A 25598-nucleotide genomic window follows, 5' to 3' on the forward strand; every position below is an offset into this window, starting at 1 on the left:
GCGGTCGATGTTGATCGAATAGCCGCCGTAGGACTCGGTGACCTCGCCCGCGTACTGGTGGATGCGCTGGTGGCCCGACCAGTGGGTGGACGGTACGTAGGAACCGGTGTTGGTGTCGGCGGCGCCGTTCCACCACGCGTAGAAGATGTGGTCGACCCGCGTGTAGGCGCCGTTGTCGTACTCGCTCGCCGCGTCCCTGATGCCGGAGGCGGCACTGGAGTAGAAGCCGGACAGGTAGCCGCTGCTGTGCAGCCGCTCGGTCCAGCCGGACAGGTACGACAGCACGGCCGCCTTGCAGGACGCCGTCGAGGTGTACGCCTCGATGTCGCTGTAGAGGGCGCTGCCCGCCGGGATGCCGAGGCCGGACGCGGCGGAGACGGCGCCCGCGGCCGCGGTGACGCCCTGGGACCTGGCCGTGGCCGGGTCGGAGGACATCTTCAGCGAGTAGCTGGTGCACGGCGCCTGCCGGCCGACGTCGATGGGGATCAGGCGCCATCCGTTGCCGGTCTGGTTGGTCACCCAGCTCGCGGTCAGATTCGGCTGGGCGCAGCCGCGGAAGGAACCGCTGATGTAGACGCCGACCGCGCTGTACGGCGAACTGGACTGCCAGGCGTTCATGGCGGCCTGCGAGGGCGCGGTGCAGGCGTCGAAACCCTTGCCCAGGTAGGAGCCCGGCTGCGGGCCGGCCGCGGCCAGGGGAGCGGCTTTGGACCGATTACCTGCGCGCGGCAGCTCGGTGCGCTCGGCGCCCGCGGTGAGCTCGGCGGAGGCGAGGGCCCCGCGCACCAGACTCTCCGTTCCGGGGGTGTGCGCGGCGGTGACGAGGACCCCGGCGTCCTCCACCGCGACCTGGATGGTGCCGTTGCTGGAGGTGGCGGTCGGGGCGGTGGCCTTGCCCCGTGGTGTCCGCGCGGTCGCCGCCGTCGCCCGGTCGGCGGAGCGGGCGGTGATGGGTTCGACGACGATGCCCGCCGTACGGCCGACGACTCGGGCGGGGCAGTCGTTCTGCTCGGCGGGCTCGCCCACGTAGACGGCGGGTCTGTCGAAGCGGAGGCAGGCTCGCGGGTTCTCGGCCAGATCGACCACCTGCCAGTCGGCGGGCACCTCGATGCGGTAGCCGTGGTACGTGACGGTCTGCCGGGTGTCGGGCGGGGAATCCGCGAGGGCGGGGCCCGGGACCGAGAACGCTCCGATACCGGCGAGCAGCGCCAGCACGGCCGTTCCGGCGCGGACGCGCCAGAAGTTGCGGGACGACATCAGGGCACTCCAACTCGGTGCGGGGGAGAGTGGGGAGTACGGCACGGCGGCTCCGCGCCGTGCGGGGACGAGTGGAGTGCGTCCCGGCACGGCGGCCGGCTCCGTGCCGGGCGGGGCGGTACGTGCGGGATGCGCCGGTCAGATGCCGCAACTGGGCGCGGACCAGGAGCGGCTGGTACGTCCGTCCAGGTGGGTGTGGTCGTTGTGGCCGGGGTAGCCGGGGCCGAAGATGCCGCCGAAGCCGTGGTAGCGGCCGCGCTGCGCGAGCTGGCAGAACGACGGGTTGCCGACCACGTCGGCCGCGTCGCCGTACAGGTGCCGGCTGTTCGAGGCGCCGCCCACCGCGTTGTTGCAGGCGTGCGAGCGGAAGCCGCTGGTCACCACGATCGGGACGTCACCCATCGCGCGCCGCATGGCCTCCAGCTTCCACATCGTGCGCAGGCCGTTGGCCTTGGCCGTGGCCGCGCTGACCGCTCCGCCGGACCAGTCGGAGTTGCACTTGTTCAACTCGGCGTAGGTGAAGTGGATCGGCGTGCAGTCCGGGTCCTGGAGCGCGTAGATCTTGCTGAAGGTCTGGGAACCCGCGACCCCGTCCGCCCCCAGCCCGTACGCCTGCTGGAACTTGATGACCGCGGCCTTGGTGCGAGGCCCGAAGTTGCCGTCGACGGAGAGGATCTCGCCGAAGTCGACATGTCCGGCGACCCGGATCTGCAACTGGGTGACGTCGGCGCCCGTCATGCCCTCCGACAGGGTGCGGTTCCAGGTGTAGCACTCGTCGGCCTGGGCCGGGCCGGCCGTGGCCAGCATGCCACCCATGGTTGCGGCCATGACCATGACAACCGAGAGAAGTAGTCGGACCGTACGTCTCAGCATCGTGTCTCCGTCCTGAGTCCTGATGAGCCACAGGGAACTGAGCCGAGTTTGGCGCCGGAGACCTGGCATGTCCACACTGTAACCATCTGCCACAGGACCAGACCTCCGGCACAACTCGTAGGTGGACAAGGGCTGTTGTGTCATCAGGTAAGAGGCAGGTTTCCGGCGGGCGAAGCTAGCGTTGCATCGCGAGAGCGGCAGTGGCGATCAGCGCGGAGCTCAGGACGGCCATACCGCTCAGCCGTCGTGCCAGCCGGTCGTCCCAGTGCTCCCCGTCGCCGGAGAGCCTGCGCAGAGCCGGGGTGAGAGCCCGGCCCGCGCCGAAGCCGAGTCCGGCGGCCAGGGCGGGCGCGTAGGAGCCCCCGGACAGCAGGACCGCGACCGCGATCGCGTACGGCGCGCTCGCCGAGACGTAGGTACGCACACCCGTACCGAGCTCGAAGCCGAACTGCAGGGCCCCGCGCGCCAGATGGCGGCGCAGCACGTCCTGAGGGATCTGCCGGGCGTTCTGCGGCAGCCGTAGCGGCAGCTTGCCGGCGTCGCGCAGTGCGGCGAGCAGGGCGGCGGCGACGATCAGCCCTTGCCGCCAGCCGGCCGGAAGCGGCGTGAACAGCCCGGACAGGAGCCACAGCACAGCGGCCGTCAGCGTTCCGCCGACGAGCAGGCCGAGGGTGAACACGCCGAGGACGACTGCCTGGCCGTACGTCGCTCGCCAACCTGGCGAGGCCAGCGCGAACGCGCTGTTACGCGTTCAAACGGAGCCGGAGAGCGAGTAGCCGGCCAACCCGCCGGTGATCGCCCAGGTCAGCACCGGCGCCTGGAGGACGGCGGCGACGGCCGCGACCCCCAGGACCGCGACCGGCACGGCGGGCTCGGTGACCCACATCCGTACGGCCCGGGTGCCGTACGGGCGGGCCTCGCGAGCGCCGGATTCCCTCATCTAGACCGTCCCGGTCAGTGTGCGCCAGGTGTTCTGGCCGACCACACCGTCGGCGGTCAGGCCGTGCAGGGACTGGAACGCGATGACGGCCTGCCGCGTGAGCGTGCCGAAGTTGCCGTCGACGTTCAGCGCGTGGCCGTGCTTGTTGAGCTGCCGCTGGGCGCCGCGGACGGCGTCGTCGACGTCTCCCTGGCGCACGGTGGAGACCAGGAGGGGCCAGGTGGCCGGGCCGACGCTGCCCGTGGGGCTCAGCCCGTTCGCCGTCTGGAACTCCTCGACGCGCGCTTCGGTGTCCGGCCCGAACAGGCCGTCCACACCGGTCGGGTGGCCCTGGAAGGTGAGCAGGTGCTGGACGGTGTGGACGTCGGGCCCGGTGGCCCCGCGGCCCGTGGTGGGCCAGTTGACGGAGCCGGGGCAGCCGCAGTCGGTGGTCCAGCGGCAGATGGACTTCACCCAGCCGGAGCCGGTGTTGCGGTACCCGTCGTGGCAGCGCCGCTCGATACCGCAGCCGCAGTTTCCGCAGGCCGCGCTGTACGCCCACAGCCAGCCGTCGTAGGTCCCGGCGTAGCACTGGTTGGGCCGCAGTGTCCAGGTCACGCCGTCCGACCGGTGGAAGCCGGTGTTCGTCCCCGACGTCACGCAGGCGTCGGCGTAGACGGTGCTGGGTCCGCAGCCCGGGGAGCAGTTGTGGTCCGCGGCGTAGCTCGGGCACGCGCCCGTCCAGATGTCGTAGCCGTCGGCATAGGCCTGCCGGGCGGCGGAGAACACCCCCAGCGCGGCGAACCCCACGGCGGTCGCCGCCTGCAGGACCGTGCGTCTGCGCGGTGCGAAGGACGGCACGTCCGCGCGCCAGGCTCGGGTGAGGCCGCCGCTCCCGGACCGGCGCAGCGTGGGTACGTCGTCCAGTGACGTCATGGCAGGCTCCTCGGCGTCGCGGGGTGGAGGTCGTCGAGCAGCCGCAGCAGCGCGGTGGCCGAACCGAGCGGCTCCGAACGCGTGATGCGGCCCGCCGCGTCCACGGCCACCGCATAGGGGGTGGCCGGGATGTCGTACGCCGTGAACAGCTCCGGGCGCTCGCCCAGGACCGGTACGGCGCTTTCGGCGTCCTGCGGTGCGGGGCCCGCGTAGAGCCCGAGCACCTGTGGGGCGGCGTCGCCCTGGCGAACGGTCCAGGCGCGGGCCTCGGCGAGCACCTGTCCGCAGGTGCCGCAGTCGGCGTCCAGGAACAACAGCAGTGAGGCGCGGTCCGTCGGCAGCAGGCCGTCGAGAGCGGGGGTGGTCAGCCCCGGCGCCGATGCGCCGGATGCGAGCCCCACGCGCCCGGGAAGGTGCGGCTGTGCGCGCGACAGCTGGTGCACCTGTCTGACCAGTCCCGAGACGACCAGCGCGAGCAGCGCGATCGCCGCCCACGAGACGATCACCGCGCTGGTGGTGAAGTCCATCGCGTCGACACTCCTTCGGCGGTCCGGTGCACGCTCGCCTCGGTCGGCGCGTGAACGGTGGTCGGGGCCGGCCGACGCGCGGCGGCCGCGGTCGGCTGGTGAACGGTGGGGGCGGCCCGTCGGTGGACGGTGGCCGTGGCCGGTCGGTGGGCGGAGGTCTCGGCGGGCTCGTGCATGGCGGCTGGCAGGGACCACAGCAGTACGGTGCAGGCGAGAGCCGCGAGCAGGAGCGTGAGCAGCTCAGCCGCCGACAGCCGTACCGGTCCTGCCCCGGCGAGCACCGCACCGGCCAGTGCGAGGGCGGCGAGGGCCACGGCCCGCCGGGTCACCCAGCGGCTCAGGGGGACGTCCCGGCGTGAACACCCGCAGGGGCCCCCGCGGCCGAGGCCGAGAACGTGGCGCGTGTAGCCGGCGTAGAGCACCAAGAGGCCGGTCGCCACGGCGAGTACGGCTTGCAGCCCCCGCCCATGGCCCGCCACCAGCGCGGCAGTACCGGCCGCCCCCAAGGCGCCTTCGGCGAACGGCAGGACGACGGCCGCGAAGCGCCGAAGTCGCGGCCCCAGCACCCCGTGCACGCGCAGCGCCTCGCCCAGGGCGGCGGGGCGGCCGGCGTGGGAGCCCGCACCCGTGAGCAGGGTCAGCGCCACGATCAAGGCGGTGAGCCCGCCGCAGAATCCGATCATCGCCGGATCACCCGGTGCGCCGCAGCGCGAGACGCCCGACGAGCTCGGGCACCCGCTCGACGGACGTCGACGCCAACGGCACGAGCGTTGCCCAGAGTTCGGTGGAGGCGAGCACGAAGAACGGGCTGCCGTCGGAGAGTGTGTCGCGGAACAGCTCACCGGAGGCGACCGCCACCCCCTTCCAGGGGGGAAGCTGTGCGGTGTGTTCCTTCGTCCGCCGGGACAGCTCCAGCAACCCGAGGCCGGGCACTTCCTTGATCACTGTCGCGGGCCGCGCGAAGGCACTTCCCGCGGACTGATCGGGCTGGAGGGTCAGTCCGTGCTCGCTCTCGGCGATGCGTACCGACCTGAGCAGACCGAGCACTTCGGCCGTGCCGAGGCCGTAGAGCCGGGTCACGAGCGAATGGCGCTCCCCACGCCACACGACGAGCGACGGGCGCTCCACGAGCCCTGAGCGCGCTTCACGCTCGACCGACTCGTGGATGCGCAACGTGCCGCTCTGGAAGGTGAGTTCGGACTCGGGCGCGCCGATGCCGAGAGAGTCGGCGACGTCGGCTCCCAGAGTGGCGGGCCCTGCGGTGAACTCGACCAGCCGTCCACCGGCCACCATCTCGACGGCGGAGGTGCACGGCGCACGGAAGTCGAGTTCGCCCTCCATGCGATAGGTCGCGCCGTCGAGGGCGCGGTGAGTGACGAACGGTGCGACCATGTTCATCCTCCTGGGGGTGCGGGCCTGAGCGACGCCGCGACCGCAGAGGAACCTAGGCAAGAGACATGAACCTGTCAATCAGGTGGGCGGGATGTACGAGGTCGGACGGGAAGGTTATCGGGGCAACAGGACAGGGAAGCAGCCGTACGACAAGGAGCGTCCATGGGTACCGCCGTCCACGTCCCGCAGACCCGGGACATGATCGGGGACGAACTCTCCGGAGACGAGGCGTTCGCCGCCCTGCGCCACTACGGGGGACTGCGGCTGTTGACCGACTCCTTCGCACGGTTCCGTTACGCGGACGGCTTCACCAACGCCCGGGCCCTCGCCTTCCAGGTGGTGCTCGGGCTGGTCCCGTGCACCGTGGCGCTGGTCGGGCTGGCCACCTCGGTGCACACGGAGGGCGTGGGCCGGATCATCGAGCTCACGCTCGGCCGGATCGTGCCGGGCGCCAGCGCGGCGATCGTCGAGGACGCCTTCGAAGGGACGCGGCGCACCGCGCACGGCGACGTCTGGAGCACGCTCGCCCTGTGGCTCGGCCTGGGCTTCGCGCTGTTGAACCTCGCCTCGGCCATGGGCCAGATCGAGCGCGGCGCCAACCGCATCTACGGCATCGAGCGTGACCGTCCCTTCCCGCGCAAGTACGGGCGGGGGATCGTGCTGGCACTCGCCGCCGGTCTGCCACTCGTACTGGGGTTCGTCGTCCTCGTGGCGGGCGAGGCCGTGGGTGACGCGGTGGCGGACTCGGCCGGTTGGGAGGACGGCGGGCGGCAGTGGTGGGGCGTGCTCGACATCCCTGTGGGACTGGCGCTGGCCTGGGTGGCCTCCGCCGTGATCCTCCGCTGGTCGCCCCGCCGCGTGCAACCCGGCTACACATGGCTGGCCTTCGGCTCGGCCGTGCACCTCCTGCTGTGGGTGTGCGCCACCTGGCTGCTCGCGCTGTACGTCGAGGAGAGCGGAGCGTTCGGCGCTGTGTACGGGCCGCTCACCGCCTTCATCGCCCTGCTGCTGTGGGCCAACCTCACCGCGGTCGCGCTCTTCCTCGGCGTCGCCTTCGCCGCCCAACTGGAGGCGGCCCGCGCCGGCATCGAGTCGGCGGTCCGGCCGGATCCCGGCCCGGGCGCGTGAGGTGCGAGCTCGGATGCCGGGATCGGGTGTGAGGTGGGGCGGCACCGGGGGGAGGCGGACGCGAGCGGTACCGGGGTCCTGGCCGGGTGTGGGGGGCGGGTGTCGGCGGTGTTGGGCTCCTGGTGGACGAGGTGTGAGGCGGGTGTCGGCGGGCGTTCGGGCCCCGGCCCAGGCTGCGGGAGGGCCGACGACAGCGGGTGCGGGCGATGTTCGGGTCCTGGGTCAGGTGTGAGGCGGGCGCCCGAGCGGCCAGAGCAGCTGTCGGCGAGGCGGCAGCTGGCGTAGGCGGGCGCGAGCCGGTGTCGGGGGGAGTTCGGGTCCGGCCCCCGGGTGCGGCAGGACCGACGACACCGGACGTCGACGAGCGTCCGGCATCCGGAGCACCTGCCGCAGGCAGGAGGGCAGCCGACGGTGGTGGAGGGCAGCTGAGGCCGCCGTGACGTCAGCGGCCCGCCGCGGCGGTCACGGTCGCGGGGTCCACCCCGGTCAGTTCGACGATGCGGTGCGGTGGCACGCCGGCGGCCAGCGCGCGTCCGATCAGGCCGTCCCGGCCGTCCGCGCAGTCGCGGTAGGTGAGCAGCTCCTCCTCGACCCGGGCGTGCGACTCCGGTGCCGTCCGGTGGCGGACCAGGTTCAGTTCCTCGTCGCTCAGCCGGAGGGGCAGCCGTTCCGCTCCGTCGGGCACGGCCGCCCTCTCCTCCGGCGGCAGCAGACGCAGGTGCGGGGAGGTCACCGTGCTTCCCTGAGCGGTCAGCCACGCGCGTACCGCGGGCGTCTCCAAGGACGGGAGATCACCGACGGCGGCCGGGGCCACACCGAGCGGCGCGGACGCGTCGTCAAGCAGGAACAAGTAGGCGTCGTCGGTCATCCTGGCTCCTCCTCAGCGGGGCTGATCGACGTCCCATTACCCCGCCGCGCCCGGGTTACCGCCGACTCACCGGCCGGGCCGTACTGGTGCGCTCACGACCGCGCCTGACCCACGACGGGGATGCCCAGCCGGGCGGCAAGGGTGGTGAGGGCCGTTCCCAGGGGGAGCGCGGCCCGAGCGAGGGCGTGCCGGTCGCCTCGGGTCGGGTCCCGGTTGATGATCAGCACCGGCTTCCCGGCCTCCGCCGCCTGGCGGACGAAACGGAGCCCGGACATGACCGTCAGCGAGGAGCCCAGGACCAGCAGTGAGGTCGCCTCCGCGACCAGCTCACGGCAGCGCTCGACACGCTGCGGCGGAACATTCTCCCCGAAGAACACCACGTCCGGTTTGAGGATGCCGCCGCAGATCGTGCAGGGCACCACGTGGAAGTCCCCGACCTGGTCGTCGTCGAGGTCGGCGTCACCGTCCGGGTTGATTCCGGCGGCCACCGGCGCGAAGCCCACGTTGGCCTCCTCCAGCCGCCGGGCGAGCTCGTGGCGCGAGCTGAAGGCGCCGCAGGTGAGGCAGACGACCCGGGCCAGGCTCCCGTGGAGCTCCACGACATCCTCGCTGCCCGCGGCGTGGTGCAGCCGGTCGACGTTCTGGGTGATCACACCCGACAGCAGACCGTGCCGCCCGAACGCGGCCACGGCCCGGTGCCCGGCGTTGGGGCGGGCGCGGCCGAAGGTGCGCCAGCCGAGGTGGCTGCGCGCCCAGTACCGGCGCCGGGCCTGGGCTTCGGCGGTGAAGTCCTGGTAGGTCATGGGGGTGTGCCGGCTCAGGCTCCCGCCCTCGCCCCGGTAGTCGGGGATGCCGGACTCCGTGGAGATCCCTGCCCCGCTGAGCACCAGCACCCCGCCGGCGCTCAGCGCATCGGCGACCGGCTCCAGGTCCGTCGTACCCGGCGGCAGGTCACCGGGAGGGGTCCAGCTCAAGGTGGGGCGCATGCGCATGCCGCAAGGGTACGGAACACCGCCGTCGAGCGTTCCCCCGGTACGACGCCCGTCACGTGCCGTCGCCGGCCGTCGGTGTACCCGGCGGCAACGGCAGTTCCGCCCAGACGCACTTGCCCGTCGGTGTCCCACGGGAGCCGTGGCGTGACGACAGCGCGGCGATGATCGCCAGGCCGCGTCCGCCCTCGTCGTCCGGTCCGGCGCTGACCGTCCGCACCACGTTGAGACTGCTGTCGAAGACCTCGCACACCAGCACCTGATCGCGGATCAGTCGCAGTCGCAACGGCGCCACCGCATGGAGCACGGCGTTGGCCAGCAGCTCGCCGATGATCTGCTCGGCGACGGGCACCAGCCGTTCCAGACCCCACTCCACCAGTGCTCGCACGGCCGTGACGCGGACGTCTGCGACGGCGGACGGGTCGGCGTCCAGCTGCCATTCCATGACCTGGTCCGGACCGAGGGATCGGGTCCGGGCCAGGAGCACCACGACATCGTCGGCCTGCTCGCCTGGGGGAATCGTGCCCACGACCGCCGAGCGCAGGTCCTGGAGCGGTGCCCCCGGCCGCTGCGTCAGGGCGTGGCGCAGACGGTCCAGTCCGAAGTCGATGTCACGGTCACGGGTTTCCACGAGACCGTCGGTGTACAGGACGAGCGTGCTGCCTTCGCTCAGCTCCAGTACCACGTCCTCGTACGTCTGCCCGCCCACACCCAGTGGTGCCCCGGCGGGGATGTCGAGGAGCGTGACGTCGCCGGAGGGGTCGACGAGCGCGGGCGGTGGGTGGCCCGCCCGTGCGGAGCAGCACCGCCGGGTGACGGGGTCGTAGATGATGTAGAGGCAGGTGGCTCCGCTGATGGTGGTGGGCATCGCCTTCGATTCGAAGTCCTCGGCCGCCAGGCGGGCCAGCAGGTCGTCCAGGTGGGCCAGCACCTCCGCGGGGGACAGGTCCAGAGCGGCGAGTGTGAGCATCGCGGCGCGGATCCGTCCCATCCCCGCCGCGGCACTGATGCCGTGGCCGACGACATCGCCGACCACCAGGGCGATCCGGGCGCCGGACAGCTCGATCACGTCGAACCAGTCGCCGCCGACGCCACCGCGCCGGTCGGACGGCAGATAGCGCCACACCACGTCCAAGGCGTTCCCGCCGTTCGGATTGCGCGGCAGCAGATCCCGTTGCAGCGCCAGGGCCGCCGTGTGCTCGCGGGTGTAGCGGCGTGCGTTGTCCAGGCTCAGAGCCGCGCGACTGACCACTTCCTCGGCGACCATGCGATCGTTCTCGTCGAACGGCACGAGGGTTTCCGTGCGAACGAGCACGGCGACTCCCAGAATCTCGCCGCGGGCGTGCATGGGTATGACAAGCAAGCTGTGCATACCGAGCGAGATGATCTTGTCGAGCCGCCCCGGGTCGTGGTCCAGCCACGATCCTGGCGAGGTGTCCAGGAAGGGCTCCAGATAGGAGCGTCCGGTGGACAGGACCTTCAGGAAGGGCGAGCGCGGGGGGACGTAGACCGGATCGCCACGCGCCCAGAGCGATTCCGGGACGCCCTCGCGGATCGACGCCATGCCCGCACGGTGAAAGGCCGGGACCGCGCCGGAGCCGGTCGTGCCGAGCCGGGCGAGGGGCTCGTCGCCGAATTCGGCCGCGTCCGCGAGGTCGACCGTCACGTAGTCCGCCATCGCGGGCACCAGGACGTCGGCCAGGTCCTGGGCGGTCTGCATGATGTCCAGGGTGGTGCCGATGTGGGTGCCCGCCCGGCTCAGCAGCATGACCCGGTCCCGGGCCCGCCGTGAGGTGGTGACGTCGACGTTCGTGGAGCACACCCCGGGCTCACCGTCGCGTGCGTTCTCCACCGGATACACCGACAGCGCGTACGTGTGGCGCCAGCGACGGTCCCGCTGGTCGAGCTCGCGGTCGATCACCGGTACACCGGTCTCCAGAACCTGCCGGAACAGCGCCGTGACCTGGGCGGTGTCCGCGTAAAGCGGCGACTCCTCCAACGGAAGGCCCAGCCGTTGCGGCCAGGAGGGCCCGTAGGTGCGTGCCAGGGCCGCGTTCAGCCACACCATGCGCAGCTGGGAGTCCCAGACCGCCGTGGGGAAGGGGCTGTTCTCCGCGACCGAGACCGCGGGCGTCGATTCCGCCGCTCCGAGCACCGAGACCAGCCAGTCCACCGTCCCGTCCGGTCCTGGAAGCGCGGACACCCGCAGACTCACCTGCACTGTCCGCCTGTCACGACGGCGCAGGAGCGCGCGTCCCGACCACTCCCGGCCGAACCAGCTCGCGGCCTCACCGGGGGAGGCCGCCAGCCGCTCGGCCGGTCGACCCAGGATCTCCTCGGCCCGATGGCCGAGGAGGTGCTCCGCGGCGTCCGTCCATCGGGTCACGACACCGCTGCGACCGACGACCGCCAGCGCCGCGCCGGTGCTGGCGTACGCCGAACCGGCACCGGATACGGCGTCGAATTGGGGCACTTTCCTAAGCTAGTTCTGCCGTCTTGCGGCTGCAAAGCGACGTCCAGGCCACCTCGGGCGGCGCCGCGAGGTGCGCGGACCTGGGCGACAACCGGTAGTCGGGCGGTGACACCACGATCTCCTGTCCTTGCGCCGGCAGCTCCGCGGGCGCGGGCCGCCGAGCGCGTTGGGCTCCGGCAGGAAACAATGAGGTTTTCTGCGCCTGGAGAGGTGGTAGTGATGCCCGCTTGGCATCTGCGCGACTATCACGACGAGGATCTGGACCAGGCGATCCAGGTCTGGGACCAGAGCCGCCAGGCAGGTCAGGACAGCCGTGATCCGGTGTTCCCGGTCTCGGAGGTGATTGCCGCCGCGAAGGCGGGGCAGCCTGCCGTGGTCGCCGTCGTCGGTGACGAACTGGTCGGTATGGCCATGGCGCAGGCCCACGGCAAGCGAGGCTGGGTTCTGCTGATCGCCCTCGCCGCCCGGTGGCGTGAGCGCGGGATCGGCAGCGCTCTCCTGACCGAGCTGGAGCGGCGCCTGCGTGCCCTGGGCGTACGGCACGTCAGCGCGCTGCTGCCCGCGGGTGCCGCCGGGACCAAGGCCCTGGAGAACTCCGGCTACCGGTTCCGCGACGACCTGACCTTCTACGAGAAGGTCGAACCGCCCGGATCCGCCAACGCGGACGTCCTGGCGGCCCTGGGCGGGCGCGTACTGCCCGACGGCCTCTGGGACGCCATGGCCGGCATGAACCGGGAGAAGCAGGTGATCGAACGCCGTGTCGTGCTGCCGTTGCAGGAGCCGTCCCTGGCCGACCGCTACGGAGTCGTCCCGCCCAAGGCGACCATCTTGTTCGGTCCGCCCGGCACCGGGAAGACGAGTTTCGCCAAGGCGGTGGCGTCCCGGCTCGACTGGCCGTTCGTGGAACTCTTCCCGTCGCGGCTGGCGGCCGACACGAGCGAGGGGTTGGCGACGGCGCTGCGCGAGGCTTTCGCGGAACTGGCCGAACTCGACTCGGTGCTGCTTTTCATCGACGAGGTGGAGGAGATCGCCGGTGCGCGTTCGGGCAAGGCGGTCGATCCCGGGCACGGGGTGACCAACGAGCTGCTCAAGCTCATCCCCGTCTTCCGCGAGCAGGACTCGCGGCTGCTGGTCTGCGCCACCAACTCGGTCCGCTCCCTCGACGCGGCCTTCCTGCGACCGGGCCGGTTCGACTACGTCATCCCCATCGGACCGCCGGACCCGACCGCCCGCTCGGCGATCTGGGTGCGCTACCTCAGGGCTGCCACCGAGTCGATCGACGTCGCCCGACTGGTCGCGGCCAGTGAGTTGTTCACCCCGGCCGACATCGAGTTCGCGGCCCGCAAAGGTGCGCAGGCGGCCTTCGAGCGTGAGGTCACGGACCGCCAGGGCCTGCCGGCCACCACGGACGACTACATGACCGCCATCGCGGACACCCGGTCCACGCTGACGCCACGGCTGATCGAGGAGTTCACGCAGGACATAGAGAAATACAGCCGCCTGTGAACAGCCACCGTTGACCCGACGGGAAATTCGCTAACGGGCCCGGCGCAGCGTGAGAACGTACGTGGCGGTCAGCGCCACGGCACGGTCTTCGTCGTGCGACAGATCTGCGAGGGCACGAGACGCGATGCCCCCCGGGATGTCCGCGAGCGCCTGCGTCAGCCGTCCACGCGCGGGCGCATCGACGGTGTCGAGGCCGAGGCAGTCGACGAGCATCGTGGCGATCTCGTCCGCCAACTCGGGATCACTCGCCAGCACGCCCAGCGCATCCGCCGCATCAACGTCGTTCACCTCCTCGACGATCATGTCGATGAGCGTCGGGACAGCGTCGGCCACCCCACGTGCCCCGAGCGCCGGCGCCGCACTCCTGCGGACCACGACGTCGGAGTGCGTGAGGGCGCCGTGCAGCACTGCGGTCGTCGCCTCTCGGTTCGGCATCGCGGCGATGGCCTGGACGGCACGCTTGCGCACCTCGGCCACCGGTGAGGTCAGGCCTTCCGCCAGCAGCGCCAGCCCGCCGTCGCCCGACTGCGCCAGGGCCCATCGAAGGGCTCCCGCCACGTGCGGGTCCGATTCGCTCAGCGCCGCCTCGGCCAGGGCCTCCACCGGCACCGGAACCCCTTCGACCGAGGACAGCGCCGCGCGCTGACGCCTCCCGGCGCTCTCCGACCCCAGGCCCTGCAGCAGTGCGACGGTCTGGAGGACGTCCTCCCAGCCGGCGGGGCCCGCGGCACCGATCCGGCCGAGTCGTGTGAGCAACTCCGTCTCGCTCGCGATGCGTTCCCGCGTCCGGCGGATCAGGTCCTCGACGAGCGCCGAGGGCTTGAAGCCGGGATCATCCAGCGCCCGCGCCACCTCACGCAGAGACAGCCCCAAGGACCTCAGGCTCTCGATGTGGAAGATCCGCCGGACGTCCTCGCTGGCGTACTCCCGGTAGCCGGCCTCGGTGCGCCCCCTCGGCCGCAGCAGGCCGAGCGACTCGTAATGCCTGAGCATGCGCGCGCTGACCCCGGACCGTCGTGCCACCTCACCGATCAGCACTCCCTGTCATCCCTCCTGGTTGTCCGTGCCCAGGACTACGATGCGCTTCGCCTCCTCGATCGCGAATTCGAACCCGGTGTCAGGGTCGCGCAACAGCCGCTCCGTCGCGATCGCGTGCTGACGCACGTGGGGCACCGCATCCGTCATCGCGGCGCGCAGGGCCGGCACGACCACCTCGCCGAGCCCGATCAGGGCCCGGCTGAGACTCAACCGCGTCTCACGCCCGCCGCGCCCGAGTTGTGTCACCAGCACGCGGGCCAGCCCGGACTCCTCACCTTCGGGCACGAGCGCGACCGCCGCCCGCCAGGCGCTCCGCGCGACCTCGTCGTCGGCGTCGGTCAGAAGCGCCCGTGTGATCGCCGGCCACGCCTGCCGATCCCCGACCTTGGACAACGTGTGCAGGGCCTGACTTCGTGCCTGCGCGCGCTGCGAGCGGAGTTCTTCGACGAGCTTCGGGACCGTCAGTGCGGGCGAGTGGCGGGTCAGTGCCCAGGTGAGCATTTCGCGCACGTAGAACTCAGGCTCGATCGCGCATCGTTCGACGAGCTTGTCGATGGACCCGGGGTCCGGTCTCGTGCCGACCGCCAGCGCCGCCTGCAGCCGCACCGACGAGCTGTCGTTCTCCAGCCCGTGGAGAGCTCGCGTCATGTACGTGTCCTCTTGCGGCATGGTCATCGGGACCACCTCCTGCGCCCCAGTGAAGGCCTTGTCACAATGTCAAGGTCAAGCCGGACCCTTCACTTTTGGCGGACCGCCCGGCGTCCCGACCGAAACCGATCCCTTCGCCCTGCTCGCAGCCGCCGCCTGCGACAGCTACCACCGCTGGGAGCAGGGCATGGACCTGCTCGCCGAACTCGGCTTCACCGACTACGGGTCAGTACGGCGAACTGAGCCCGCGCTGGTTCACCCGGGCCCGACACGGTTGGCCCTACGCCTCGGCGTCACTTCGTGTCCCGCTCCGGCAGGGGTGAGTAGCGGGTGGGTCCCGGCGTGTGACCCTGTGGCGGGTAGTCGCAGTCCAGGCTGGCGATCTCGTAGTCGTCGCCTTGGTTCTGCTCCTGGTCGACGACCACTGCCGCGGTGCAGACCCGGCCGTGCTCGTCGGTGAACGTGACGATCTCGCTGTAGTCGGTCGGGGTGCCGCATCCGGCGAGCAGCAGCAGCGCCGCCGCTCCGGCGCTTACCGCCACGCCAAGCCTGTAGTGCCGTTTCATCTCTTCCCCCATGCCTGCTTCGCCGTCCGGCTTCGGTTGTCGCGTCCCACAACGTAGCCGTCGGCGACGGTGAGGTCACCGGGCCTGACACAAGCCACCGCATGCCCCGCTTCCGAGGCGCAGTGGGAACGGTTCGGGGTCCGCCGGCGTCGTCCCTCTGCGGGGCACGGTGCCTGCTGTGCCCCGCAGAGGGGAGACCGGGTGCATACCGCAGACTTCGCCAAGTGGACACGGCGGTTCGAGGACGAGCGCGAGCGCAGACGGGCGCAGGGTGACCCGGACTGGGGGCAGGGTACGACGCTGCATCCGGCGGTGTGGGCCAGCGTGCAGCGCTTCCAGGTCGGTGAGGACGGTGACGGCGACAACCTAGTCGCCAAGGCCGACGAGGCCGGCGACCGCGACTACGCCCAGGCGGTCCGGCTCTTCGTCGCCGAGGAGCAGAACCACGCCCGTCTGCTCGCCGGGCTGCTGGCCGCGGGTGGTGTACCGACGTTGACCGGTCACTGGAGTGACACGGTCTTCGTCAAGCTGCGGCGCCTCATGGGTCTGCGCCTGGAACTGCTGGTGCTGATGATCGCGGAAGTGGTGGCACTGCGTTACTACCGTGCCCTGCGCGACGGCACCGACGACTCACTCACGTCGGATGTGGCGGGGCGGATCCTCGCCGACGAGCAACGCCACGTCCCCTTCCACTGCGAGCGGCTGCACGCCTCCCTGGCGGAGCTGCCCCGCCCCACGCGTCGCCCGGTGATGGCCCTGTGGCGACTCCTGCTGCTCGCGGTTTCCCTCGTCGTCGCCGCCGACCACGGTCCGGCGCTGCGACGACTCGGCGTCGGACGCCTGCGATTCGTGACGGAGGTCGTGGCCTCGTCCCGCGCGGTCGTGTCCGCGGTGGTGGCCCCTCGCCCGGACGCCTGGGCGAGCGCGCGCTGAGGCCGGGCGGCAGTTCAGGTGACCCGCGCTGAGCGACCTCGCCTCGCCCTTCCCTCGGGGTCCGGGACGAGCGGCAGGCGGTATCCACGGGGCGGGCGGCTCGTGCGGCCGAGTCGTGTGGCATTACGATCGCGCGCATGCCAAGGCGCGAGACGAGCGGGGGAACGGGGGGCGGGACCGCCGCCGCATGGAGCGCCGACGTGGTGGACCACCGGCGCACGGTCGGGCAGTCGCCCCTCATGCCGACCTGGTACCCGAAGGACCCGCTGGCGCGCCGGGACGACCTACGGATCGTCGGTGCCGTCGGGTCGGTCAGCCGCGTCGACTCCACCGGGCGCACCCGCTGGACGCACCGGTGCGGCGGACGGCCCAACGCCGCCCATCTGTCCGGCGACCGCGTGCTCGTCACCACAGACTCCCTGGAATACACGCCTTGGGGCCACCTCGGCCCGGCGCTGCTCCTCGACCTCGCGGACGGGCGGCTCGTCGCCGAGCTGCGCGGGCGGAGTGCCGCGGCGCGGGGAGACGGCCGCTTCGTGCTCGGACTGGAGGGCTATGACGTCTTCGACACCTGGGAGTACGACCGGGACGGCAGCGAGACCGACGCCTGGCGGTCCTACGGCCACTACGTCGTCGGCACCGGTCTGCGCGTGGTCGAGGCCGACCGTCAGCTGCCGACCAAGGGTCGGGTCGTCCGGCTGCTGCCCGGCGGTGTCGTGGAGCACGGCCCGCACCTGACCGATCCGCAGCCGCCCGAGCCACTGGTTCTGCGCGACGGTACGATCCTGGTCCTCGACGGCACAGCGGTCCGTGCGGTAGGGCGCGGGCTCGACAGCACGGTCCTCGCCGAACTCACCGGAGCCGCGGCGGACCTGGGCGGGCCGACGAGCCGGAAGCTGCGGTGGGACGGTGACCAGGTCGCCGCGGTCGTCTCCGTACCGCACGCGGACGAGCCGAGCCTCCACACGGTGGACACCTGGACACTCGCCCTCCACCACCGCACCTGAACCCGGCAGCGCACCACGTCCCGCGCGCCGATGTTCCCCGCGCCGGGGAAATCGGCAGGCAGGTGGTACGCCGTGGCGTTCAGGGAGTGACGGAGCGAGCGGTGTCCACGTCGGCGGCGTAGACCAGCGCGGTGCGGTGGTTGTACTGGACGGTGTACATGGACTTGGCGCCGAGCACGACCCCAGGCCGCGCCCAGGAGAACGAGGCCCAGCACGAGCATGCCGGTCAGGCCCGCCGCGCCACCCAGCTCGGCGGTGCACCCGAGGAGGGCGCCGAACCAGCCGAAGTCGGCGTCACCGGACGTGGTGTCGGCGTCGCCGTACGGTCCGAGCACCTTGAGCGGCAGGGCGGGGCCGCCGACGGCGTTGCAGTACACACCGGCGGGCGGCGCCGCCCGCCGGTGAAGAAGTGGGGCACGAGCCCGGGGAGCACCAGAGCCAGGCCGAAGGTCGGGTCGAACAGCCGGATGAGAGCGGCCAGCCCGGCGAGTCCCCCGGCGAAGCTGAAGATGCAGCCGATGTGTACGGCGTTCTGGGCGTACGGGAAGACGATGGGAGCGTCCAGTGCGGGCTTGGCGCCGGGGCCTTTCGCGGTCGGACGCTGTAGGTGTCCCGCAGGACCGCGTGGACGTCGCCGGTGCTCGTGAAAGTCGTTGCTCTCATGACCGAACGGCACCGGCCGGACCGGACGGATCCAGGCCAGACCCGTCTTCAGCACCGCCGGTGAGGGAAGGGCGCGGGCGAACACCAGGCCCGGGGCGCGGATCGCGGACCGCCAGTCACTGACGTCGACGTCGAGGCGTACGGCCTCGGGGGCGACAACGTGGCCGTGCCGCGCTTCCCGTGTGCGGAAGTGGTGCTCGTCGGTCACCGGGTCAGGCTTGTGGTGGTGAGGCGTCTTCGGTCCGCAATTCCCGTTCGCCCGCGGACGAGGTGACGGAACCGGGCCGGCTCTTGTGGTGCCCCAGGTGGGCCAATCGCTTGCCCGGGTCGGGAAAGGTGGGGATGAGGTGTCGACCCCACGTGCCGTTGATCAGGCCTGCGAACGACGCGTACCAGGCAATCGCGGCGGTGATGAAGCCGAAACTGCCGGCCACCTGAAAGAGCTCCTCGGACTGCGCGAAGTTTGCGGCAGTGAACAGAGTGAAGGTAGTTGTCGCACTCGTGAACGCCGCCAGCAGGACGCCCGTGATGCGGAGCGTCGCAATCGTCAAGTAGAACGTGAGAACTGCCCACGGTAGGTTGAACAACCCGTTGGCTATATGTATTTGGTCGGGGGGCAGGTCGGGGAGGACGGCCATCCCATATATCGCGAAGGCGACCCAGAAGGCGCCGTAGGAGCTGAATGCCGTGGCGCCGAACGTGCTGCCCTGTCTGAACTCGACAAGGCCCGCAATGAGCTGGATCAGGCCACCGAAAAAGAGCGCGACAGGAAATATCGCCGGAGTCAGTGAGGGGTCGACACCGACGTAGAAGAAGCTCAGCATGAACGTGGTGGTCCCGAATCCGGCCAGTCCCAACGGGGCGGCATCCGGCCTCGACACAGGACGAGTAGGCGCAGGCATGACAGTCTCCCGCCGTGAAGGTGTCCGGCCTGTCAGGCAACTCCGGGCAGCGCAGAAGACACCGCTCTCAACAAGAGCATGCGTTCGCGGGCCGGGACCGGCAACCGGAGAGCCCCGGTTCCGGCATGATCTGCCGGAACCGGGGCGGGGTGTCACGCGTGCAGCGTGATGGCCCGGCTGTTGTAGGCCTCCACCCGCAGCGCCGGATGCCGCGATTCGAGTGCCCGGGACGGCCAGGACAGCTGGACGGTCCTCGACTCGCCGGGCAGCAGCCACAGATAGTTGTCGCTGTACAGCGTCGGCAGCACCCGGCGCCCGTCCGCCTCGTCGGCCAGCAGGGACAGCCGCACCATGGCTGCCACGGCCGGACCCTGGTTGCGTACGGTCGCCGTCAGTTCATGCCGGCTCCCCGAGCGGGAAACCCGCGTGATCGCTCCGGACAGCTTCACCTGCCGCGCCTCGTTCAGAGCACGCATCGCCGCCGGTTCGCGGTAGCGCCAATAGGTGTTGCGGGACACTTCCCTGCCGCGCGCGTCCCGCAGCGTCAGCCGCATGAGGTGCAGGTCGGGCAGGTCATCGGTCCAGCCGGCGTGGAAAGCCCCGGTCGTGGTGGCGCGTGCCACGTCCACTCGAGCCGTGCGGCTCCTGCCGAGCTCCCGGCCGGACAGGTCGTACAGGCGCGCGGTGACGGTGGCACCCTTCAGATCCGCCGCCGTGTGATTGACGGCGATGACCTGCCAGTCCAGCGGATCGGCCTGGACGTGAAGCGGCTCGCAGGCCGAACGCGCGCCGTAGTAGGTGCCGTTGACGTCGAAGTCGTAGTCGTACGTCTGCCAGACGGTGCTGTGCCAGGCCGGGTGGGACATCCACAGCATCAGGCCGGTCGCGTTGTCCCAGAGGTTCGCGTTCCATGCCTCGAACATGGCTCGCGTGTTCTCGTAGTTGACGAACTGGGCCTTGCGCGCGAAGTCGTCGAGGTTCTCGACCTCGCCCAGGCGGCTCTCCACGGCCGACTGGTAGTTCCGGGGCGCCTGGTTCCCGCGTTCGCTCCAGTCGTGGTAGTACCACGCTCCGCGAATGGGCCACTCCGGCTCATCGCCCACCATGTTGCGCATGCTGGCCGCCGTGGAGACGACCGGCATCCCGATCTCGGTGTGGAAACCGAAGTCCTTGCTCCCGTACGTCATCGGGTCGAAGTACTTCTCCGGCTCCACCCAGCCGTAGGGGCCGCCGCCGGTGACGATCCCGCCGGCCGAGTTGTTCTGGTAGAGCAGACCGGGGACCTGGTCCTCGACGGCTTCGCGCATCCCCTTGTCGATCTCGGCCGGGGGGTTGCCCTCGTTCGCTCCGCACCATACGGCCACGCACGGATGGATCCGGTAGCGCAGTACGGTGTCGCGGGCGAGGGAGTTGAACGCCTCACGGTCCGGCGGATCCATGCCCCAGGCGTTGGGGAAGTCGTTCCACACCAGGATGCCGTGCCGGTCGCAGGCCGCGAAGAAGTCCTCCCGGTTGCTGGTGCCGACCCAGTTGCGGATCATGGTGAAGTTCATGTCGCGGTGCATCCGCACCGCCGCGTCCATGCGCTCAGGGGGCATTCTGCGCAGCAGCTCGTCCCAGCCCCAGTTGCCGCCGCGGGCCAGCACGCGCACGCCGTTGACGCTGATCTTCAGCGGGTCGGGGGTGTTCGAGACCGACTTGACGTCCGTCCAGGTGTCGCCGTCTTCGGACACCTGGATCACGTACGTCTTCGGGTAGGCCGGCTCCCAGACGATCGCCACCCGGTCGACATGGTGCACGGCGCCCAGGTCCACCTGGATCCACTGGTTGTCCTCGTACTGCGACGACCACCGGGTGCCCGCGTCGCCGTCCGTGGCGTGCGCGGCCGGGTGGTCGGCCTCCTGCGTGGAAGCCGTCGCCGTCTTGTGCAGGGCGAGGTCGGTGCCGGGGTCGGAGCGGTCGACGACCGCCAGGGACCACAGCGAGTTGCCCCAGCTGGTGTTGCGCAGTCCGCAACTGATGCGGACGTAGCGGGCGCTGTGCCGGTCGAAGTCCTCGACCTGGAGGCTGGCGTTGCCGTTGTTGAACGGCAGCGGCACCGCGCCGTTGTCGACCGACATCACGTCGGTCCACTCGGAGCCGTCCGCGGACACCTGCACCACGAACGACTTGGCGTAGGCGCGCTCCCACGCGAGGTCGACCCGGTCGAAGGACTGCACGGAGCCCAGGTCGACGCTGATCCACTGGTCGTCCTCGTAGGCCGAGGACCACCGGGTGCCGGGGTCGCCGTCGGTGACGTTGGCCGGGCCGTGACCGTCCTCGTCGGCGCTGGAGGCGTCGGCCGGAGCATGCAGGGCGAGGTCGGTGGTGGGCAGGGTGGTGTCGAACACCGACAGACCCCACAGGGAGCTGCCCCAGGAGGTGGCCCGGGTCAGGCACTTGATGCGGACGTGCCGCGCCTGCTGCCGCTCGAAGGTCAGGGACTGCGTGTAGGAGTTCTCGGACGCCGAGAACGGCAGCGGCACGTGGTACTCGTAGCCGAACTGGCGGATGCCGAAGCGGGTGGTGCGCCGGTCGCTCTCCTCGCCGTCGACCGCCACGGTGAGCGTCAGGTCGTGCAGTTCGGGCTCGCCCAGGCCGTTGGGCCACCACAGCTTGGGCTTGTGCAGCCGCAGTTGCCGGAAGGCGTCAGGGGCGAAGACGACGTCGAGGCTCCGGCCGGCGGGCACGGTGACGACCCGCGACACCCGGACGCCGCCGAAGACCGCGGTGACCGTCGCCCTGTGGTCGGTGGAGTCGGCGTTGCGCACGGGGACGACCACCGTCAGCTCGGCGACCGACACGTCCGGCAGATCGGGCAGCAGGGTGTCGACACGGGCGTCACCGATCACGACCTGCCCCGTGGACCTCAGCCGGACATGGTTCCATATGCCCGCCGCGCGGTCCCGGACGGCCGGCATCCAGTCCCAGCCGGAGGACGCCAGATAGGTGGGGGAGTTGAGGTTCATCTGCGGGGCACCCGCGTCCACCCAGGCCTCACCCAGCGGGCCCTTGTCGCCCGGGCTGCCCGGCACGGGCATCGGCGAGATCTTCACCGCGAGCGCGTTGGCGCCGTGTCCGGTGATCAGTCCGGTCACGTCGTAGGAGGCACGGGCGAAGGGGTACGTCAGGTCCCCGACACGGCTGCCGTTGAGCCACACGTCCGCCTGGTGGTTGACGCCGTCGAACTCCAGCCAGATCCGTCGGCCGGATCCGGTGCGCAGCCCCTTCGGCAGCTCGAAGTCCCGCTTGTACCACCAGGAATGACGCGACAGGGCTTCGGGGATGTGCAGGTTGTTGAGCCCCGTCACGGGATCGGGCAGCTTGCCCTGCTCCACCAGTGAGCCCAGGACCGTGCCCGGCACCGTGGCGGGCAGCCACCGGCTCGTGTCGACGGACGGCTTGGACAGCCCGGCGCCGTCCTGGCCGGCCCAGTCGTCAAGGGTGAGCCGCCAGCCCGACTCCACCGGGACCGTGCCGTCGTCGGACACGGTCAGCCGGGGTGCCTTCCCGTGCTGGGTGCCCCACTCGGTCCAGCCCGTCGCCGAGGGGCGCCGTCCCTGGGCGATGCCGTACACCTCGAAGCCGTTGAGCCCCAGCGGCAGGGGACTGGAGCGCTTGAGCGAGGTCATGCGGATCCAGCGCGCCGACACCCGGCGGGGAAGCTGGACGTCGACCTCGCCCCCGGTGCCGGCGGTGGTGCGGTACACGCTTGTCCACGACTCACGGTCCAGCGAGGTCTCCAGCACGAAGTGCAGCGCGTAGGCGGACTGGATCTCCTTGCCCGTGGTGCCGCTGTGCGGGTTTCCGCTGGTGGGGGGAGTGAACACCGGGTCGGAGGCGTCCGCCTCGAAGATGAGGCGAATACGGTCGACCTCGCACACGGCCTGGAGGTCGACGGCGATCCACTGCGGGTCGCCGTCCTCGGCGCGCCAGCCGCTGCCTCGGACGCCTCGGGTGCCCAGGCGGTCCACCACGAAGGAGCCGGGCGTGGGGGCGTAGGCCGTCGAGGAGACGGAAACGGGCCGGTAAAGGGCGAGTTCGGCCGGTGAAGCCGGCGCGCCCGGTGCGGCGACGGGAGCTGCCGCGGCGGGCGTGGTGGTGAACGCGGCTCCAGGGCCCAGCCAGGCCAGCAGAGCGGAGCCCGTGGTGACGATGGACCGCCGCGAAGGATGGCGCGACGTACCCGACTGATCTGTCATGAACTTGAAGTCCCATCGAAAAAAGAACCGCCGGCAGCGCGACCGGACATGCCCCCGCGCCCCCTGCCCCGAAACGGCATGACAACGTTGCCAAAGGTTCTGGTGGGTTACGCCTCTGTGTCAAGAGCCTGGCTGAGATTGCTGTGGGGGTGGGGTGGCTGACGTGGCTGTCGTGCAGCGGCTTCGCCGGGAGGCGGGCTGGTCGCGTCACACCGCGTAGCACCCGGCGGGCGGTGCGGCGCACGCCTGGCGCCACGGCGGGCCATCGGCGCCGAGAGCGCGACGGGCGACAACTGGAAGCGACCCAGGATGGCGGGTGGCTGCCGATGGAATACGTTCGGGTGGTACCGCTCGACGACCTCTATGGTTGCGAACTCGACCCATGGCCCTGCGTGGATGTCCCTCACGAATTCGCCGGGCGGCTCCGGCCGGGGCCCGGGATTGGGCGACGGACGGATCGCATGACGACTCTTCACCGAGCTGGGCCTCAGGCCGAGCAAAAGGAAACACGACGAGGTGGTTTCTGAAGGTGCTGCCGCAGGGGGTTGGCGTCAGCCATGAGATCGCGTTCGCCGAAGGATCGGTTCTCTCGTCGGCTCACGCACCGTCGCGCGATCAGATCGCCCTCGACAACGCGGCGTCCGATCGAGTGGTGTTGGCGGTGGATTTACCGGTCGCTTCAGGGATTGCCGCCGTATCGGCCTGGATTGGGCCGGTGCCCTGTTCGGCCGGGCGGGGGACCTCTCCGCTCCAGAGGTACCCCGCCCGGCCGGGGCGCGCGCCGACCTCCGTCCCCACGGTGCGGCGCGAGCAGGCCGGTCGTCCCGTCGCCCGTCGGACGGCGCGGCCTGGTCTTGAGGTGAGTCCTGGCTGGTCAGGCCGGGACCGTCGGATCCATTCGAACTGCGGAGATGTCGATGATCAGCGACATCCTGTCGTCGACGAGTGCGAGTCCTGGTCCGGTCGGCGCATTCCAGGTGAGCCCCCAGTCGGACTGGCTCAGGGTGGCTTTGCCTCGGAAACCGACCCGGTACTTCCCACGCCCGTCTTGAGCTCCTCCGCCGAACTCCAGGTCGACGGGGACAGGTAGTTCGACGTCTCTTATCCTGAGGTTTCCGTCGAGGCGGATGGCTTCGTCACCTGCACCGGTGATTCCGATCGACTGGAACGTCATCAAGGGGTACGTGGAAGAGTCGAAGAATGCGGGGCCCTTGAGGTGCGCGTTCCTCTCGCGATCACGTGTGTCGAGGCTTTCGGTCTGGATGCTCATGTACGCCGCGCTGCGGGAAGGGTGCGTCCCGCCGAGCTTGAGGATCCCTTCGAAGGAATTGAACCTCCCGCGGACGTCGAAGAAGACGGCATGCCGAACGGAGAACCCGATCACACTGTGTACCGGGTCGATGATGTAGACACCTTTCGGCGCGTGGAACGGGCTCGCGAGGGAGAGCCTGTTCCGGCTGCGGTCTTTGAGCATGTCGAGCTGCTTCTTTCGGTATGTAACTCTCGCATTCCCCCTTTTCGCCCTTCACGAGGGGGATCTCTCGCGGAGACGTGCTTGGAGCATCCTGCAACGTCGTCTTCACCAAGAGAGACCAGGCAGCGGCCGAACTTGTGACACGCGGCCGGACGGAATGTCGAGCTGTGACCTTCGGCCAGGTCGGTCACCCGCATGAGCTGCCCATGTCACAGATCCACCACGTGTCCGGTCATCACTGAGATGTGACAGATCAAGGTCCGGTCAGGGTAGGCCTCACGTGCGCGGAGAAGCGGGCGGTGAAGCGCGTGGAGCAAGTGGACTGAGGTGATTGGCCATGAACGAGGAGAGCGTGCTGCATCCGGGTCTGATCGTCCCTGTCGGGCACGTCGAGCCCGTGGCGAGACGTATCCGGGGGGAGATCGACGGCCGCGTCGTCTTCGACACCCGGCGTGCGCTGTACGTATGGGAGTGGCCCGCGTATCCCCAGTTCAGCATCCCGGCCGAGGATCTGGTCGGGGGCGTGCTCATCGACGACGACCATGCCGAGGAGCGCGGCGCCTGGCCCGCCCGGCGGCACTCCCTGCACGTCGGATCCCAGGTCCGCGAGGGTGCTGCGTGGGTCTGGGACGACGGCGCTCCGGAGCCACTGCGCGGTACGGTCCGTTTCGAGTGGGAGGCGCTCGACGCCTGGTTCGAGGAGGACGAGCCGGTCTTCGTGCACCCCAGGAGCCCCTACTCCCGGGTGGACGCGCTGCGTTCCTCCAGCAGTGTCCGTGTGGAGGTGGACGGGGTCGTACTGGTGGACGCGCCGTACTGCGTGAAGCTGTTCGAGACCGGCCTGCCGACCCGTTACTACGTTGACCGTTTGCACGTCGACCTGACCCGGCTGCGTCCGTCGGAAACGGTGACCAGTTGCCCGTACAAGGGGACGACGAGCGGTTACTGGTCGTTCGACAGCGAGGTCGCCACCCACGAGGACATCGCCTGGGCCTACGACTTCCCGACGGCTCACGCCCAACGGATCGCGGGCCTGATCGCGTTCTACAACGAGCACGTCGACCTGTACGTGGACGGCACGCTGCTGCCACGCTCCACCGAGCGACCGCAGGCAGGAGCGAGCGGTCCTGCGCGTTGACCGTGCGACATCACCTGCACGCCCCTGGAAAGGCACCCAGCCGCCTCTTCGTGCCACCGGCTTGACCGAAAGGGTGAATGTGCCGGTGGCACGGCGTGTCGCGGTCGCGTCGCCCGCACG

The 25598-nt window shown here is 70.7% G+C and carries 22 protein-coding genes and 1 pseudogene; 5 read left to right on the forward strand and 18 right to left on the reverse strand.

Going from position 1 to position 25598, the window contains the following annotated elements:
* The 8 genes from AB0O67_RS22255 to AB0O67_RS22290 all read right to left on the reverse strand — a co-directional run.
* Positions 1-1257 (reverse strand): DUF1906 domain-containing protein (locus tag AB0O67_RS22255; protein WP_365452585.1); only part of this gene is annotated, 1257 nt, incomplete at its 3' end.
* A gap of 138 nt (positions 1258-1395) precedes the next feature.
* Positions 1396-2130, reverse strand: coding sequence for a D-Ala-D-Ala carboxypeptidase family metallohydrolase (locus AB0O67_RS22260; RefSeq protein ID WP_365452587.1), 735 nt, complete (start codon positions 2128-2130; stop codon positions 1396-1398).
* A gap of 175 nt (positions 2131-2305) precedes the next feature.
* Complete coding sequence (locus AB0O67_RS22265) at positions 2306-2809, reverse strand: hypothetical protein (RefSeq protein WP_365452589.1); 504 nt, start codon at positions 2807-2809, stop codon at positions 2306-2308.
* A 72-nt stretch (positions 2810-2881) separates the two neighbouring features.
* Entirely contained in the window at positions 2882-3070 is a 189-nt protein-coding gene (locus tag AB0O67_RS22270; protein ID WP_365452590.1) for a hypothetical protein, read from the reverse strand.
* Complete coding sequence (locus tag AB0O67_RS22275) at positions 3071-3985, reverse strand: peptidoglycan-binding protein (protein WP_365452591.1); 915 nt, start codon at positions 3983-3985, stop codon at positions 3071-3073. It lies immediately after the preceding gene.
* Positions 3982-4512 (reverse strand): hypothetical protein, encoded by a 531-nt coding sequence (locus AB0O67_RS22280; RefSeq protein ID WP_365452592.1) that lies wholly within the window; start codon positions 4510-4512, stop codon positions 3982-3984. Before AB0O67_RS22280 ends, AB0O67_RS22275 begins: the two co-directional genes overlap by 4 nt.
* On the reverse strand, positions 4488-5195 hold the full coding sequence (locus tag AB0O67_RS22285) for a MauE/DoxX family redox-associated membrane protein (RefSeq protein WP_365452594.1): 708 nt from the start codon (positions 5193-5195) through the stop codon (positions 4488-4490). The genes AB0O67_RS22280 and AB0O67_RS22285 overlap by 25 nt, the downstream gene beginning before the upstream one ends.
* Positions 5196-5202: 7 nt before the next feature.
* Positions 5203-5904 (reverse strand): hypothetical protein, encoded by a 702-nt coding sequence (locus tag AB0O67_RS22290; protein WP_365452596.1) that lies wholly within the window; start codon positions 5902-5904, stop codon positions 5203-5205.
* A gap of 162 nt (positions 5905-6066) precedes the next feature.
* Here AB0O67_RS22290 and AB0O67_RS22295 point away from each other — a divergent pair, with 162 nt between their 5' ends.
* The gene (locus tag AB0O67_RS22295; RefSeq protein ID WP_365452598.1) at positions 6067-7032 is read left to right on the forward strand and encodes a YihY/virulence factor BrkB family protein; all 966 of its coding nucleotides are present in this window, start codon (positions 6067-6069) and stop codon (positions 7030-7032) included.
* Between the two features lie 442 nt (positions 7033-7474).
* Here AB0O67_RS22295 and AB0O67_RS22300 read toward each other — a convergent pair whose 3' ends face one another.
* From AB0O67_RS22300 to AB0O67_RS22310, 3 genes are all read right to left on the reverse strand, one after another.
* Entirely contained in the window at positions 7475-7900 is a 426-nt protein-coding gene (locus AB0O67_RS22300) for a DUF6003 family protein (protein ID WP_365452600.1), read from the reverse strand.
* Positions 7901-7992: 92 nt separating this feature from the next.
* A complete protein-coding gene (locus AB0O67_RS22305; protein ID WP_365452602.1) occupies positions 7993-8892 on the reverse strand; it encodes an NAD-dependent protein deacetylase in 900 nt (299 codons plus the stop codon).
* A gap of 52 nt (positions 8893-8944) precedes the next feature.
* A complete protein-coding gene (locus tag AB0O67_RS22310) occupies positions 8945-11362 on the reverse strand; it encodes a SpoIIE family protein phosphatase (RefSeq protein WP_365452604.1) in 2418 nt (805 codons plus the stop codon).
* Between the two features lie 210 nt (positions 11363-11572).
* Between AB0O67_RS22310 and AB0O67_RS22315 the strand changes: the two genes are divergently transcribed.
* Positions 11573-12868: a GNAT family N-acetyltransferase gene (locus AB0O67_RS22315; RefSeq protein ID WP_365452642.1), complete on the forward strand. Its 1296-nt coding sequence runs from the start codon at positions 11573-11575 to the stop codon at positions 12866-12868.
* 30 nt (positions 12869-12898) lie between these two features.
* On the opposite strand, the gene AB0O67_RS22320 is transcribed toward AB0O67_RS22315, so the two are convergent.
* The 3 genes from AB0O67_RS22320 to AB0O67_RS22330 all read right to left on the reverse strand — a co-directional run bounded on the left by AB0O67_RS22320 (position 12899) and on the right by AB0O67_RS22330 (position 15096).
* Positions 12899-13906: a MerR family transcriptional regulator gene (locus tag AB0O67_RS22320; RefSeq protein ID WP_365452606.1), complete on the reverse strand. Its 1008-nt coding sequence runs from the start codon at positions 13904-13906 to the stop codon at positions 12899-12901.
* A 6-nt stretch (positions 13907-13912) separates the two neighbouring features.
* Positions 13913-14581 (reverse strand): HEAT repeat domain-containing protein, encoded by a 669-nt coding sequence (locus tag AB0O67_RS22325; RefSeq protein ID WP_365452608.1) that lies wholly within the window; start codon positions 14579-14581, stop codon positions 13913-13915.
* A gap of 266 nt (positions 14582-14847) precedes the next feature.
* Positions 14848-15096, reverse strand: a complete 249-nt coding sequence (locus AB0O67_RS22330) for a hypothetical protein (RefSeq protein ID WP_365452610.1) — start codon at positions 15094-15096, stop codon at positions 14848-14850.
* A 225-nt stretch (positions 15097-15321) separates the two neighbouring features.
* Here AB0O67_RS22330 and AB0O67_RS22335 point away from each other — a divergent pair, with 225 nt between their 5' ends.
* A complete protein-coding gene (locus AB0O67_RS22335; protein ID WP_365452612.1) occupies positions 15322-16053 on the forward strand; it encodes a ferritin-like domain-containing protein in 732 nt (243 codons plus the stop codon).
* A gap of 137 nt (positions 16054-16190) precedes the next feature.
* Positions 16191-17060: a hypothetical protein gene (locus AB0O67_RS22340; RefSeq protein ID WP_365452614.1), complete on the forward strand. Its 870-nt coding sequence runs from the start codon at positions 16191-16193 to the stop codon at positions 17058-17060.
* A 185-nt stretch (positions 17061-17245) separates the two neighbouring features.
* Here the strand turns inward: AB0O67_RS22340 and AB0O67_RS22345 are convergent.
* The 4 genes and pseudogenes from AB0O67_RS22345 to AB0O67_RS22360 all read right to left on the reverse strand — a co-directional run.
* Positions 17246-17643 (reverse strand): annotated as a pseudogene (locus AB0O67_RS22345) (PTS transporter subunit IIC); the annotation flags it as partial.
* 292 nt (positions 17644-17935) lie between these two features.
* Positions 17936-18625, reverse strand: a complete 690-nt coding sequence (locus tag AB0O67_RS22350) for an acetate uptake transporter (RefSeq protein ID WP_365452616.1) — start codon at positions 18623-18625, stop codon at positions 17936-17938.
* 152 nt (positions 18626-18777) lie between these two features.
* Positions 18778-22866, reverse strand: a complete 4089-nt coding sequence (locus tag AB0O67_RS22355) for a discoidin domain-containing protein (protein ID WP_365452618.1) — start codon at positions 22864-22866, stop codon at positions 18778-18780.
* 874 nt (positions 22867-23740) lie between these two features.
* Entirely contained in the window at positions 23741-24340 is a 600-nt protein-coding gene (locus AB0O67_RS22360; RefSeq protein ID WP_365452620.1) for a YceI family protein, read from the reverse strand.
* A 337-nt stretch (positions 24341-24677) separates the two neighbouring features.
* On the opposite strand from AB0O67_RS22360, the gene AB0O67_RS22365 reads away from it, so the two are divergent.
* Entirely contained in the window at positions 24678-25478 is an 801-nt protein-coding gene (locus tag AB0O67_RS22365; protein WP_365452622.1) for a DUF427 domain-containing protein, read from the forward strand.
* Positions 25479-25598: the final 120 nt, after the last annotated feature.

The sequence above is a fragment of the Streptomyces sp. NPDC086077 genome (assembly GCF_040686175.1).
Classification (GTDB): Bacteria; Actinomycetota; Actinomycetes; order Streptomycetales; family Streptomycetaceae; genus Streptomyces.